The organism is Enterococcus sp., from assembly GCF_032555305.1.
Lineage (GTDB): Bacteria > Bacillota > Bacilli > Lactobacillales > Enterococcaceae > Enterococcus_A.
In genome coordinates this window covers 19,363-32,426 of the sequence record NZ_JAWGOQ010000002.1, presented here as the reverse complement: position 1 = coordinate 32,426, position 13,064 = coordinate 19,363, and the positions used below count along the sequence as shown (strand labels likewise).

Genomic DNA, 13,064 nt, shown 5'->3' with positions numbered 1-13,064 from the left:
TCTGTTTTATATCGAACTATGCATAATTCCTTAACTAAATAAAATTTCCTTGAACCGTTCTATCTCTGTCTCGCGGCTTAGGCGATTCACCTTCTCTTCATCGTTGATCAACTCAATCAAACTCTTCATGATGTTCAAATGTGAGTAGGAATCCACCGCTGCCAGACAAAAAATGATTTTCACTGGGTCGTTTTCTTCATTGCCAAACTCGATAGGCTGTTTAAGTGTCGCGACACTTATTCCTAATTGATTGACCCCGTCTTCCGGTCGCGCATGTGCCAAGGCAATGTATTTGCCGATCACGATATAAGGACCATATTCTTTTACCGAGTCAATCATGGCCGTCACATAACTAGGCTCGATCACTTTTTCTTTTATCAGAGGTTCGGACACCCTGCGGATCGATTCTTCCCATGTTTTTACCTGCTCATTCAATAAAATATTGCTATCCTTTAATACATCTTCTAGCATCGGCTGAATCTCCTTTTTGTTTATCGTTAAGTGATTTTGATCAAAAAGCGTTTCTAATTCTTTATAAATACTTCCAGATACTTCTCCACCGCTTTTCTCAATGGTCTCAATCAGGGCAGAAAATAATTGTGTCGAATCTTGGTTGCTGACTAAACGTTTAAGCTTTTGATTTTCATTCAAAAAGCTGGTGATTCTTTTCTTGCTCTCTTCCTTTATAATCGGCTCAAGCTCCAGCATCGGTTTTTGCGAATAATGAATCGCTACCGTGCTAAAAACTAAATCGACATCCAATTTTTCAATCAAGTCTAATTCTCGGGAGCTTAATACTGCGAGAACCTCGATGTTGAAGAGCTCTTTCAAATTTTCCGACAACAATTTCCCTGTCGCAACGCCGTGATTACAAATGACTACCGCTTTATAAATGTAGTGAAGGTCTTGGTTGATCGCACTGACAGAGGTTGAAAAATGGATCGTAAGAAAGGCAATTTCATCCTCCGTTAACGTTTTTCCGGTGACCTGCTCGATCGAGGGTGTAAATTCGCGGATTGCTGTATAAATATTGCCGTAATTCTTTTTGACATTTTCTTTTAACGGATTGACAATTTGAATATCGCTTTTTACCCGATTTATCAAACCAACTAAATGCTTGTAAAGCCCCTCCTGCAGCATCTCCTCTTTTCTAGAAAAAGGAATCTTGGTTTTTGCTTCAACAAACTGCATCAGCTGAATCGACAGCAATTGCGCCTGAACCCATTCGATAGAGCTGTTCATATCTCTCGAATTAAAGGTATTCAGCATAAAAACGATATACTTGATTTCTACCTCCGGCGGTGAAATTTTATATGCCTCACAAATTGCGGTCACAAAATCGCGAATATCGCTTCGCGGTGTATCCGCTGCCTCCCAAGCTGAACTGGCAATCAGGTCTTCTCGTAAATAACGACTTAACCAGACGGCAGTAAACATTAACAGCTGATCCCGATAAATCGCATCGTCCATTGTAGCGACGGATTCAATATAAAGTTGATCAAGTTTTTTTAACAACCTCTGTGGAATGAACTGATTCAGCAGATCCATATTGATTGACGGCTCCTGCTCACCCTGAGGAGAAATCACTCCTACCGAGCTGTTGATGATGTCATAGATCATCGTCCGAATCGATCGTTCCGCTCCTTGTAAAACAATTCCTTGCTTGGGCACACTTAGTACTTCAATACCATAGTCAGCTAAGGTATTTCGAACTCGCCGCATATCTTCATCTAGTGAGCTCTTCGAAATCTGATATTCCTCTTCCTTTTGATAGAGAAACGTTGCCTTCCTTCCTAATGAAAAGGAAAGAATCAAATCAAAAATCCGACTTTCACGATCTAAATAGCGTTCACTTTCGGTTAAATCAATTTGCTTTAGCAAGGAAGATTTTTCTTCGGTATCTAATGCTAATTGATATCCTCGTTTCCTAAGATTTTTTATCTCAGGAATTTTTTTAGTAGTTAAAAATTGATTGATCTCCCTAAGCTCATTTCGAATCGTTCGTGCACTGGTATGAAATTCTTCCTCCAGTTTTGCGAGTGTTACCGGATAATCAGAGGTTATAAAAATCCGTAATATTTTTATTGTTCGGTCCTTCATGTGTATCTTCCTCTCGTCTAAGGTGAGTATATAACCCTATGTTTTGCTTGATAAGTAGAGATTCTTGCAATCTTTTTTGGCAAAAATGTAAGCGCAACCTAAATACGCCTAATTTTTCTTTATACTAATATTGCGTTATCACTGTTATTTTATACTGACTTACAGAAAATTTTCTGCCATTTTAAATGATTCATTCTTTAGTGCTCCTCCCTTTTTTCTATCGGCAAAAAAAAACACTGCATTGATAAAAGATGATTATTTAAACTTTTAGAAATAAAGAAAAAACTCCCACAAAAAGTGGAAGCTTTCGAACGGTTATTTGTAAGTCTGTTCAATTATTATAACCTAAAGGAAGTGGAACAAATGATAAGATTTATCCGCTAGATGAGGAACTTGATCTGGCAAATCTTCTATCATTTTTCAGTGCAATCCTTTACAATTAAAGCAAGGGAAAATAGAAAATGAGGTTGATAAAATGGAAAAAGAAGATGGTGCTTCGGGAGCATTTGCTACAAGGAAAAGAAAACAAAAGTAATTTTTAGTCTTTATTGGACGCGCTGATCATCCTCCTTTATACTTTTAAGTATGAACGGAGGGTGTTTTTTATGGTAAGAAGACTATTCAACTCATTTCTAGTAACATTGGTTTACTTGATCATCTCGAACATTGGGAATCTATTTTTCGGGATTAGTCCGAGATACAGTTGGACGACAACTCTTTGGGAAGCACTCTTTTTCTTTATTTTTGTCTTTCTGATCCAACAATTTCGTAAAAAGTGAAAATCAGTTGATAATTCACTTAAATTAAATTGCTTACAGTCATTAATAAAAAAGCAGAAAAACTTTCATTTCGTAAAGTTTTTCTGCTTTTTTATTTCTAATCGTAAAGATTTCTATGAGGAGTCTTTTCCTTAACAGTAATCAAATACTGTGGACGATCTAATTTTTTTACCTCTTGTTATAAACTGGAAAATGACTTGAGTCTCCATAGTTTTCGATTTGCTGGATATTTTTTAGCAGCTCCAAATCATTTTTAGAAATCTGGAAATCTAATTCTGCGTTATTTTTAATATGAGCTTTCGTTGCTGATTTGGGCAATGGTAGTAAATCTAACTCCAAGCAATAACGAATCGCTAGTTGGGGAATACTTACTTGGTATTTATCCGCCATTGTTTTCAGTTCATCATTCTTCAGCAATTCACCGTGTCCGACTGGTGAATAGGCTTCTACTAAAATATCATTTTGCTTACAATAATCAATCAACTCAACTGGTGTATTCGCAATATGCGTTAGTATTTGATTGACCATTGGTTTTATCTTGGCATTTTCCAAAATATTCTCTAAATCGTGTTGCTCAAAATTTGAGACACCGATGGCTCTGACTTTTCCAGCCTGATAGGCATCCTCAAGTGCTCGCCAAGCTTCCAAATTTCCTTGATCGTAATTGGCTTCTCTGAATTCGTTCCAAGGTTGAGGTGCATGGATGATCATCAAGTCGATCATATCTAAGCCTAATTTCTCTAAAGACTCATCAATAGAACGAGCAGCTGATTCATAGGTTTTGTGTTCGGCTGCGACTTTACTAGTTAAAAAGATTTCTGACCGAACAATTCCTGATGTGCGGATCGCTTCACCAACCCCTCGTTCATTCCCATAAGCTTGAGCTGTGTCAATATGTCGATAGCCAATCTCCAAAGCATTCTTGACAGCCTTCCCTACTACTTCATCCTCAATCATCCACGTGCCAAATCCAACTTTTGGGATTTTTACTCCGTTATTTAAATTATAGTTTTCCTGCAAGATCATGTTTATTTCTCCTTCCGATTGCTGAACCTTTATCAATCAAATATTTCCTTTGCCAAGGCAAAAGCACTCCATGCCTTGGGCCAGCCAGCATAAAATGCCAAATGGGTAATCAAGGCGCTGATTTCTTCTTTTGTAACGCCATTTTCTTTGGCAATCTTTAAGTGAGCTTCAAGCTGTGGCGCACCTATTGCTAATAATGCGGAGCACGTGATCATGCTGCGATCGTGAGCGGAGAGTTCATCCTCTTTTGCCCAAACTTCACCAAATAATACATCATCATTTAACGCCGCAAATTGTGGCGCGAATTCGCCTAATTGCTCTCTGCCTGCTGTTTGTTTTTTCATTGTAATTTCCTCCTATTTTGCTAATTTGTTATACCATTCATCGGTCACTGGCTCCAGCCATTCTGGTGTTCCAGCAGTGATGGCGATGTGTTCAAACCAGCTATCCTTCGCAGCACCATGCCAATGCTTCACGCCGTCATGTGTGACAATGACATCGCCAGCTTTTAAAAATTGAGCCGTTTTGCCTTCTTCTTGGTACCATCCTTCGCCGCCTGTTACAAGTAATAATTGGAAACCATCGTGATGGATATGCCAGTTATTGCGACAGCCAGGTTCGAAGGTAACATTCGCAACGCCAACGCTAATCTCAGGATCAGAAACCAATCCTTGCAGATAGCTTTGTCCGATAAAATATTGGGCGTAGGCTTCATTCTTTTCGCCAATCGGAAAAATCACGCCATTTTTCACTTCTTCATGTTTTGCCATTTTATATTCCTCCATTATTTGATTATTTTAAATAAGAAAGCAGCCAATTTTTAATCGCAGTATCCGACTGCGCTGCTTTTGATCCACGCACCGCTAGACCCGTTTTGATTTCAGCGCCAACACATTCTTCCTGCAAATCTTGGATGCTTGAGCCAAATGCACTGCCTTCATGAGTACAAAAAGGATAGATCGTTTTATTCTCCCAATTATGATCGTCTAAAAAAGTTGCGACTACTCTTGGATATGTTCCCCACCAATTAGGAAAACCGAGAAAAATTGTGTCTACTTGTGATAAATCAATGGGCAACTCTTCATAATCAACTCGCGCTGCTGCATTTTTCTCATTTTCGGCTGCTTGAACGGCTTCGTCATAGTTATCTGAATAAGGAATCCTCGGTGATAATTGATACGCGGAAATAGCTAATTGACTGCTGATTTTTTCTGCCAAAATTGCTGTATTTCCTATTGTAACCATTTGTTTTCTTCCATTAATATAGTTTTCTCCGGTTCTAGAGAAATAGATAATTACTGCTGACATAAACTCCCTCCTTCAAAAAAATGAGTCATACTCTGAACATCTTCAGAATACGACTCATTAACAGGTATGTCTAATGCCTATATCATCATAGTACTATAGCTTAAAAGCATGGTTAAATCGATTGATTAACTCTTGTACTGCTGGTGTTTGAACACGTTTTTTCCAAACTAAGACGCAATTTGTTTTTACTGTTGGCTGCAACGGAATAAAAACACTATTTTCCAGCTTTCGATCAGAAATCGCTCCTTCAATCGCAAAAGCTGCCCCAACCTTGTGATCTACCAGTGGCAGAATATTAAAGATCAGATTGTAGTTTCCAACGATATTCAACTGCTTAAATGCTAGCCCTGACCATTCAGCTAACAGTCTTTGAACTTCCGAGCGGCTTGAACACAATATCGGCAGCCCTTTGATATCTTCAGGTTGAATAGATTTCTTATTGGCAATAAATAGTTCCTTCGAAACAAGAAACCCCCATTTTTCCTCTCTAGGTAGAGTCAGTGTTTCAACTTCATTCAAGGTCACTGGCTCGATCAAAACAGCAAGATCCAAGATCCCTTTTTCTAAGCGATCTGAAATATCATCACTCGTTCCAGTCACCAAGTTAAAGCGAATCTGAGGATAATCGCTAATTAATTCCTCCAGCAGCATCGCCACCGTATCCGAATTATCTGCCTCTACACAGCCAATTGAGATCGTACCGCTTAACTGTTCGTTACGCTTTGTCGAAAATGCCTGCTCCAGCTTCTCATCCAAAGCCAAGATTTCTTCCGCCCGCTCTTTCAAAAAGCAACCATCCTTGGTTAAGCTCAAGCGATTTTTTTCCCGATGAAAAAGCGGTGCGCCGATGCTCTCTTCCAGCTCTTTGATTTGGCGACTCAATGTCGGCTGAGTAATATTCAAAATCCGCGCCGCCCGCGAGATATTTCCCTCTTGCGCGACAGCCCAGAAATAACGTAAAAGTCTGATTTCCATAATTTGCCTCTTTGTTTTTTCTTTAACTATAGCAGATATTTTATTTCTAAGTAAAAATCCTCTATAGAAATTATTTGTTTAAACAAATTAGCACCGGCGAAAAACCGCCGGTGTCAAACTTAATCCTTATTTTTTACTTCTACGATCTCATTCACTAACTCATCAATTGCCGGATCTTGTAAATAATTCTTTAAGGTCACGATCTTCATTTTTGGATGAGCGTTTCGTGTTCGCTCTTCCAAATCTTGATGAACAACCACCATGTCGCTATCTGTTGGTACATCCTCGATGCGGTAATTTTTGACCTCGATATCGGTGATCCCAGCTTTTTGTAGTTTTTTCTTGAAGGTGGTGGCTCCCATCGCGCTGCTGCCCATGCCTGCATCACAGGCAAATGATACTTTGCTCAAAGCTGAAGTGATTGTATTGGCAGTTTGACCATTTAACAGATCTTTTCCCTCTGATTTCATTGATTTTGATTTTTGCACAGATTCTTCAAAGCTTTCATCGTCATCGGCGGTCTGGTCTGCCTTCAAAATCACTGAAGTTACTAAGAAGGAAACAGCTGTCGCAATGACCACACCAGCGATTACTCCAAAGAAATTGCCTTTCGGTGTTAATGCCAGATAAGAGAAGATCGAGCCCGGACTTGGACCTGCTACTAGTCCCACGTTTAGCAATTGGAAGGTCAGCGTTCCTGCCATTCCCCCTGCAATCATTGACAAAATAGTAATCGGTTTCATCAAGACGTATGGGAAATACATTTCGTGAATCCCACCTAAGAAGTGGATAATGATCGCACCTGGCGCCGTCCGTTTCGCTACTTTTTTGCCAAAGAATGAGTAAGCTAACAGTAATCCTAGACCAGGTCCAGGGTTTGAAGCCACCATGAAGTAGATCGATTTTCCAGCTTCAAGAGTTTGCTGCATACCTAATGGATAATAAACCCCTTGGTCAATGACGTTATTCAAGAATAGCACTTTTGCTGGCTCATTGATCAAAGAAAGCAGTGGTAAGAAGCCCGTTGATACAAGTGCTTCGATCGCATTTGTAACAAATTGATTGGCTGATTGGATCGTCGGACCGACTACTAAATAGGATAAGCACATTAAGATGAAGCCGATAATCCCAATTGAGAAGTTATTGACTACCATTTCAAAACCAGCTGGGATTTTTCCATCTAAGAAATCATCTGTCTTTTTCATAACCCAGCCGCCTAAAGGTCCCATGATCATGGCACCCATGAACATCGGAATATCCGCCCCAATAATCAATCCGATGGTTCCGATTGCACCTAAAACTGCGCCGCGTTGCCCGCCGATCATGCGTCCACCCGTATATGCTAACAATAATGGCAAAAGATAACTAACTGTTGGACTGACTAACTCACCTAATGCCTCATTGGGAAACCAGCCTGTGGGAATAAATAATGCCGTCGCAATTCCCCAAGCAATGAACGCGCCAATGTTTGGCAACACCATATTCGTTAAGAATCCGCCAAATGCTTGGACTCTTGCCCGCATTGATACTTGTTTTCCATCATTCGTTACATCCATTTTTTTCACTCCTATTCATTAACCAAATCCAACAACGCCTGCTCTGTCTCGACATCAAATAATTTCTGGTATAATTCCTCATCACTCAACAATTCGCCCAAAATAGCGATCAAGTCCAAGTGTCCATCTGGCGAATCAGACGAAAGTGTAAAGAAAACTTTGACTGGTTCATCTCCGGGAAACATGATTGGCTCCTTTAAATGCAGAAAAGTCATTCCAACACCGTTACTTCCGTATTCCGGGCGCGCATGGGGCATCGCTACCTGCGGCAATAAAATAATATAATTTCCATTGTCTAAAACATTTTGGATCATTGCCTGCACATAGGATTCCTCAACGATCCCTTGTTCTACCAGCGGTTTCGCACCTAACCGAATAGCTTCTTCCCAAGATCAAACTGAATCCACGAACATCATATTCCCTATTAGCTGTTCTTTTAACATCTTTACCTCCTACTGCTGTGTCTGGTAAGCAGCAATAACTTCCTTCAGCAACACACCATCCAATTGCGAAATCTTTTTGATCGTCGCTTCTAAACCTTCTTCAACGATTGATGCCTGCAAGCTTTCAGATTCTGCATCATCCGCATTCTGATAATGATAACCCGCAGCGATAACCTTCACACCCGCTTCGTAGGGCAAATTGAAATCTTCCAATTTTACGACTGGCGCCACTAAACGATCATTAGGTCCCAGCTTTCTAATGGGCGAACCGCCTACTCGATCGATCTCATCGGAAAGCTTTTGATTGCCCTGCCGTTTTAGTGTCTTCGCAATAAAGCTCTGCAAATCACCGCGATCAAATTGGTATGCTTGGACAAAATATTCCACATTCTCTGCTAAAAATTGATTCACAACAGTTAAAATTTGTGCATCCTGAATCGCTGTTTGGATCGTCTGATAACCTTTCAAAGCACCTAGATAAGCAATTGCCGCGTGAGCAGCATTTACAATATATAGCTTCCGTTCAATATATGGCTGCATTTCATCGATCAATACGACATTTTTCAGTTGAAACGGTGTCGCTGGATCAAGTTGCTGGCAATTGATCACCCATTCGTAGTAAGGCTCTACCACTGCGACGACTTTCCCATCAACAATTTTTCCAAGCGATTGGCGATCGATGGCCGTATTTACAAAAAAGGCATATTGGTCAAAAACCTTTTTCTCTTGTTCAGAAAGCACAGCATAGACTTCCTTTTTCAAGATATCACTGGCATTGATGGCATTTTCGTTCGCCAGAATATTGATGCTGCGCTTTTGCTCGAAACGTTGACTTAATCCTTTGGCAATCGTTGGTGCGATTCTAACTAAATTATTCGCACCAACAGATGTGGTTAAAATATCCGCGTCTTCAATCGCTGCGATCACTTTTTCTGTTTCCGTCAAGCTGTTCAAAGCAGTGACTTGATCAATAAAATCAGTCGTTTCATCCTCATCGATGATCTCGATCGAATAACCGCCCTCCTGATTCAGTTGCTGAATCAATTCTGCATTGGTATCAACGAAACATAGCTCAAAACCGTTTTGATGTAGTATTTGTCCAATAAATCCGCGTCCGATATTCCCTGCGCCAAAATGTACCGCTCTCATTTTCTTCACCTACTCCAGATTGGCATGATACTGCCATAAACTATGCATGTCGATATTCTTTTCTTCCACCATCATCAAGGCAATACTGTCGCCTAGTAATAATAGACATTGCTCAAACAGGCTGGTCATTGGCTGAACGGAAGGAATCTCGCCTGGCAAAGCCAATTTGGTTTGAACTGGAATCCTTATGAAAAGATCAGTGTATTCCTTCATTGAACTATTGGCATTCGAGCCAATATGTGCCACCGTCGCATCAAAGCTCTTAGCCTTTTTCGCGATTGCTAATGGGAAAGAGCTTTCTCCGCTGCCCGATCCGACAATCAATAAGTCTTTTTCCGTGATCGCTGGTTCTGTGATCTGCCCAACGACTACTGTCTGAATTCCTAAGTGAGCTAGGCGTTTGGCGATTCCTTCTAATGAAAGTAGTACACGACCGACTCCCACAAAGAACACGCGCTCAGCCTTTTCGATTTCGGCAACTAATTGTTCCACATCCTCTACGGCGATATTGTCTAACGTCGCAGAAATTTCTTTGGTTATTTTTTGTTCGACACTTTTAAATCCCAACTTTTCCACTCCCTATCTCACTTCAACAGCTTTATTCATCGTATCTGCTAACAACTGACGGTTTTCCGTCAATGTATTCCCGGCAATAAACAGACTCGTACTGCCTAATACTAGGTTTGTCGCACCAGCCTCCAACAAATCTGGAATCGTCGCGAGCGATACACGGCCGTCAACTTGAATATCAATCGTCAATCCCAGTTCATCAACTAGTTGACGCAGATCTGTAATTTTCTTCAAGGCATAAGGAATCTGCTTCTCAGCTTTGTTGGTGGCAAATCCTGGATTAATCAGCATCAAACAAACCCGATCAATTTCCGGTAAGACATAATCTAAAACATTTAAAGGAGTCGCTGGATTTAAAGCGATACCTACCTTCGTTCCCGTATTCTTGATTAATTGAATATAGCGGTCAACGTGCAAGCTTGTTTCGTGGTGGAAAGTGATTCCTTCAACCCCGATCTTCAACATCTCGCCGATAAAAAATTCATTGTCATTGGACATGATATGTACATCGAAATTCATCGACGTTACTTCACGCATCCGTTTGATTGTTTCGATTCCTAGCGGCATGCTGGGGCTGAATGACCCATCGATCACATCGATATGCAATGTATCCATGCCGATAGCTTCTAACTCATTGATACTTTTTTCTAAATTCACCAAATCGCCGCACATGATCGATGGCGATAAAATAATTCTCTTTTCCATAATCTTCCTCCTACATTCAATCCACTGATCTTTTCCGGAAAAAACCAGCGTGTTTCGATGCCGGACATCATTCATTTACAAACCCATTGTAATCGCTTAACAATCACAAGTAAACACAAACGTGCAATTTATTTATTTTTATTTTCGTGTTTGTGCACGTGTATTGATTTCACTCATAACTGAATTGACATAAAGGCGCATACATGGCATGATAAATTAGAAGAAAACAGAAGGAGTGCGCACTATGTTGAAGGAAGAACGTCATCAAAAGATTTTAGACCTGCTAAATGTCGAACAAAAGGTCATCGCCAGCGATTTGAGCCAGCGTTTTAATGTCTCTGAGGATACGATTCGGCGGGATTTAAAAGAGCTGGATGGTCAAGGACTTTTAAAACGAGTTCACAGCGGTGCCTTGCGTGTTGGCCCGCCGATCACCGATTTTTCTTACCGAGAAAATGAACACAATGAACGAAAAAAGGCCCTTGCTCGTAAAGCCTTACCTTTTATAAAAGAAGATTCAGTGATCATCATCGATGGAAGTACGACTAACTTGGCGCTTGTGAAGGAAATCCCTGTTGATTTCCGCGCAACGATCTTCACCAACAGCCCAGCTATTTCAGTTGAGCTGGCTCAACGGAATAATATTGAAGTGATCAATATTGGCGGGATTTTCTATAAGCAATCCATGATAAATCTTGGAGTTGAAACTTACAAGGCGCTGCAAAAAGTTAGAGCGGATCTTTATATCATGGGGATTTACAATATTGATATCGAAGCCGGCACCAGCGTTCCAACGGTGCAGGAGGCAGAAATAAAAGCACAAATGACGCAGGTTTCGACCGAAGTTTTGGGTATGATCACAAACGATAAATTCGGCACGATCAGCAATGCCCTCGTCGGACCCGTCGATGACCTGAGCTTCCTGATTTCAGAGGATATCCCGGATAAGGTACGGAAAGAATATAGTAAGAAGAAATTGCTTTTGATTGATTAAGTAAAAAATACCCATGGATCAGGAACCTTGTTCGGGTTTCTGATCCATGGGTATTTGTGTGGTTAAATGTCTAGTATCATTATCTTTCCGAAAGCTTTTCCTTGAATTGATCGATCTTCTCTTGTAATTCCTGTTGTCTGGCTTCGGCTTTTGAACGCCATTTTTCTTTTTTCTCTTCACGTAGTTTCTTCTTTGCTTCTTTTGCCAAATGCTCTTCCAGCTCCTGCGCTTGATAAATTTCGGTCTGTACATCGACGTAGCTTTCTCTGATAATGGTGCTGCAGCCGTGGTCATATAAAAAGTGATCAAGCTCATGAGTGGTCGGTTCGTCCACTATCAGCATCAAGCCCAGCTGATAATTATCGATTTTTGATCCGACTTTGTGGACAATACTGACGGAATCACCGATACTATCCGCATCAACGCCTGTACCGATCAACGTTCCTAAACTTCCGCCGGCCAATACACCTACTGGTCCACCGAGAATCCCGATTAGGCTCCCAAGTAATCCGCCGGTCGCCCAATTCGAACCATAGTCGTCAAAATTGTAGCCGTCCTTCACCTGTAAATGCCCATTCTCATTTTTTACGATCCCAGCAGTCAAAACAACTGAGGAGCCTGCTCTGGTTTTTAATTCTGACAAGGTTTGATAGGTTTTACTTTCTTCTGCGAACACGCCGATAATTACATTTTTCATAGGTCATCTATCCTTTCTTTTTGCAGGAAAGTCGTACTTGTTTCTCGTACATCCTTCCGATAAAGTAAGCATATAAGGAAAGCGCCACTTTTTACATTTACAAAAATGAAGGAGTGTCTAGATATGAACAATTATGAAAAAGTGTCCACAAATAATTATTATAAAACAGACTTACGTATCACAAAAACACATCGTTTACTGGTAAGAGCGCTGGTCAAGCTGCTGGAAGAAAAGCCTTTTAGTAAGATCAGTGTCAAAGACCTTTGCGAAGAAGCGTTAGTCAGCCGGTCCGGTTTTTACAGTCACTTTGAAGATAAATACCATCTTTTGCTGTATTGTCTGGAGGACTTGAAGCAGGAAATCAGTGATCAGCTGGATTTTAATGATAAAACGCTGCTGCTGGATCGCGTAATAGATTTTATTCAATCAAATGATCGGCTTTTTCATTCCTTGTTTAACGATGATACGTCATTGGAGCTGCAAAAAATGCTGCAATCGACCTTCACTGGTGAGATCGAAGAATTTCTGCAGGTAAAGCAAACAATCGAAAAAGAAGAGTATCCCGTTTCGATTCCGATCATGGCGGTTTTTCTGGCTGGCGGAATTATCCAAGTGATCCACTGGTGGGTCTACTCCGGCTTTAAGGAACCCAAAGAAACGATTCATCAGCTATTGAGTCAAATCATGTAAGGTTTACGATCAGAAAGAAAAAGCGTTCAAGACTTTCCCTTTGAAAAGTCTTGAACGCTTTTAGTTTACATT

Annotated in this window: 14 protein-coding genes and 1 pseudogene; 3 read left to right on the top strand and 12 right to left on the bottom strand. The window is 40.6% G+C overall.

Annotated features, from left to right (window positions below):
* Positions 1 to 30 precede the first annotated feature (30 nt).
* The gene (locus E6139_RS01790) at positions 31 to 2,100 is read right to left on the bottom strand and encodes a BglG family transcription antiterminator (protein ID WP_316401331.1); all 2,070 of its coding nucleotides are present in this window, start codon (positions 2,098 to 2,100) and stop codon (positions 31 to 33) included.
* A gap of 605 nt (positions 2,101 to 2,705) precedes the next feature.
* Here E6139_RS01790 and E6139_RS01785 point away from each other — a divergent pair.
* Complete coding sequence (locus tag E6139_RS01785) at positions 2,706 to 2,879, top strand: hypothetical protein (RefSeq protein ID WP_316401330.1); 174 nt, start codon at positions 2,706 to 2,708, stop codon at positions 2,877 to 2,879.
* A 168-nt stretch (positions 2,880 to 3,047) separates the two neighbouring features.
* Here E6139_RS01785 and E6139_RS01780 read toward each other — a convergent pair whose 3' ends face one another.
* The 10 genes and pseudogenes from E6139_RS01780 to E6139_RS01735 all read right to left on the bottom strand — a co-directional run bounded on the left by E6139_RS01780 (position 3,048) and on the right by E6139_RS01735 (position 10,611).
* Positions 3,048 to 3,905, bottom strand: coding sequence for an aldo/keto reductase (locus E6139_RS01780; RefSeq protein ID WP_316401329.1), 858 nt, complete (start codon positions 3,903 to 3,905; stop codon positions 3,048 to 3,050).
* 32 nt (positions 3,906 to 3,937) lie between these two features.
* Positions 3,938 to 4,249, bottom strand: a complete 312-nt coding sequence (locus E6139_RS01775; protein WP_316401328.1) for a carboxymuconolactone decarboxylase family protein — start codon at positions 4,247 to 4,249, stop codon at positions 3,938 to 3,940.
* 12 nt (positions 4,250 to 4,261) lie between these two features.
* Positions 4,262 to 4,675, bottom strand: a complete 414-nt coding sequence (locus E6139_RS01770; RefSeq protein ID WP_316401327.1) for a cupin domain-containing protein — start codon at positions 4,673 to 4,675, stop codon at positions 4,262 to 4,264.
* A 22-nt stretch (positions 4,676 to 4,697) separates the two neighbouring features.
* Entirely contained in the window at positions 4,698 to 5,213 is a 516-nt protein-coding gene (locus E6139_RS01765) for a flavodoxin (RefSeq protein WP_316401326.1), read from the bottom strand.
* A 93-nt stretch (positions 5,214 to 5,306) separates the two neighbouring features.
* Positions 5,307 to 6,188: a LysR family transcriptional regulator gene (locus E6139_RS01760; RefSeq protein WP_316401325.1), complete on the bottom strand. Its 882-nt coding sequence runs from the start codon at positions 6,186 to 6,188 to the stop codon at positions 5,307 to 5,309.
* Positions 6,189 to 6,307: 119 nt separating this feature from the next.
* Positions 6,308 to 7,744: a PTS mannitol transporter subunit IICB gene (locus tag E6139_RS01755; protein WP_316401324.1), complete on the bottom strand. Its 1,437-nt coding sequence runs from the start codon at positions 7,742 to 7,744 to the stop codon at positions 6,308 to 6,310.
* A gap of 11 nt (positions 7,745 to 7,755) precedes the next feature.
* Positions 7,756 to 8,124, bottom strand: a pseudogene (locus E6139_RS01750) (PTS sugar transporter subunit IIA); the annotation flags it as partial.
* A 72-nt stretch (positions 8,125 to 8,196) separates the two neighbouring features.
* Positions 8,197 to 9,336 carry a mannitol-1-phosphate 5-dehydrogenase gene (locus E6139_RS01745; RefSeq protein ID WP_316401323.1) on the bottom strand — a complete coding sequence of 380 codons (1,140 nt, stop codon included), beginning with the start codon at positions 9,334 to 9,336 and terminating at the stop codon, positions 8,197 to 8,199.
* A 9-nt stretch (positions 9,337 to 9,345) separates the two neighbouring features.
* Complete coding sequence (hxlB, locus tag E6139_RS01740; protein ID WP_316401321.1) at positions 9,346 to 9,903, bottom strand: 6-phospho-3-hexuloisomerase; 558 nt, start codon at positions 9,901 to 9,903, stop codon at positions 9,346 to 9,348.
* Positions 9,904 to 9,915: 12 nt separating this feature from the next.
* Complete coding sequence (locus E6139_RS01735; RefSeq protein ID WP_316401320.1) at positions 9,916 to 10,611, bottom strand: ribulose-phosphate 3-epimerase; 696 nt, start codon at positions 10,609 to 10,611, stop codon at positions 9,916 to 9,918.
* Positions 10,612 to 10,855: 244 nt separating this feature from the next.
* Between E6139_RS01735 and E6139_RS01730 the strand changes: the two genes are divergently transcribed.
* Positions 10,856 to 11,605 (top strand): DeoR/GlpR family DNA-binding transcription regulator, encoded by a 750-nt coding sequence (locus E6139_RS01730; protein WP_316401319.1) that lies wholly within the window; start codon positions 10,856 to 10,858, stop codon positions 11,603 to 11,605.
* A 79-nt stretch (positions 11,606 to 11,684) separates the two neighbouring features.
* Here the strand turns inward: E6139_RS01730 and E6139_RS01725 are convergent, their stop codons facing one another.
* Positions 11,685 to 12,302 (bottom strand): hypothetical protein, encoded by a 618-nt coding sequence (locus E6139_RS01725; protein WP_316401318.1) that lies wholly within the window; start codon positions 12,300 to 12,302, stop codon positions 11,685 to 11,687.
* Between the two features lie 123 nt (positions 12,303 to 12,425).
* Here E6139_RS01725 and E6139_RS01720 point away from each other — a divergent pair, with 123 nt between their 5' ends.
* Positions 12,426 to 12,992: a TetR/AcrR family transcriptional regulator gene (locus E6139_RS01720; RefSeq protein ID WP_316401317.1), complete on the top strand. Its 567-nt coding sequence runs from the start codon at positions 12,426 to 12,428 to the stop codon at positions 12,990 to 12,992.
* The last annotated feature ends 72 nt before the right edge of the window (positions 12,993 to 13,064 follow it).

Excerpts from the sequence above, each read along its gene's own strand:
- E6139_RS01755 (WP_316401324.1), bottom strand. The coding sequence starts at position 7,744 with ATGGATGTAACGAATGATGGAAAACAAGTATCAATGCGGGCAAGAGTC.
- E6139_RS01765 (WP_316401326.1), bottom strand. The coding sequence starts at position 5,213 with ATGTCAGCAGTAATTATCTATTTCTCTAGAACCGGAGAAAACTATATT.
- E6139_RS01770 (WP_316401327.1), bottom strand. The coding sequence starts at position 4,675 with ATGGCAAAACATGAAGAAGTGAAAAATGGCGTGATTTTTCCGATTGGC.
- E6139_RS01745 (WP_316401323.1), bottom strand. The coding sequence starts at position 9,336 with ATGAGAGCGGTACATTTTGGCGCAGGGAATATCGGACGCGGATTTATT.
- E6139_RS01785 (WP_316401330.1), top strand. The coding sequence starts at position 2,706 with ATGGTAAGAAGACTATTCAACTCATTTCTAGTAACATTGGTTTACTTG.
- E6139_RS01735 (WP_316401320.1), bottom strand. The coding sequence starts at position 10,611 with ATGGAAAAGAGAATTATTTTATCGCCATCGATCATGTGCGGCGATTTG.
- E6139_RS01720 (WP_316401317.1), top strand. The coding sequence starts at position 12,426 with ATGAACAATTATGAAAAAGTGTCCACAAATAATTATTATAAAACAGAC.
- E6139_RS01725 (WP_316401318.1), bottom strand. The coding sequence starts at position 12,302 with ATGAAAAATGTAATTATCGGCGTGTTCGCAGAAGAAAGTAAAACCTAT.
- E6139_RS01790 (WP_316401331.1), bottom strand. The coding sequence starts at position 2,100 with ATGAAGGACCGAACAATAAAAATATTACGGATTTTTATAACCTCTGAT.
- E6139_RS01730 (WP_316401319.1), top strand. The coding sequence starts at position 10,856 with ATGTTGAAGGAAGAACGTCATCAAAAGATTTTAGACCTGCTAAATGTC.
- E6139_RS01775 (WP_316401328.1), bottom strand. The coding sequence starts at position 4,249 with ATGAAAAAACAAACAGCAGGCAGAGAGCAATTAGGCGAATTCGCGCCA.
- E6139_RS01780 (WP_316401329.1), bottom strand. The coding sequence starts at position 3,905 with ATGATCTTGCAGGAAAACTATAATTTAAATAACGGAGTAAAAATCCCA.
- E6139_RS01760 (WP_316401325.1), bottom strand. The coding sequence starts at position 6,188 with ATGGAAATCAGACTTTTACGTTATTTCTGGGCTGTCGCGCAAGAGGGA.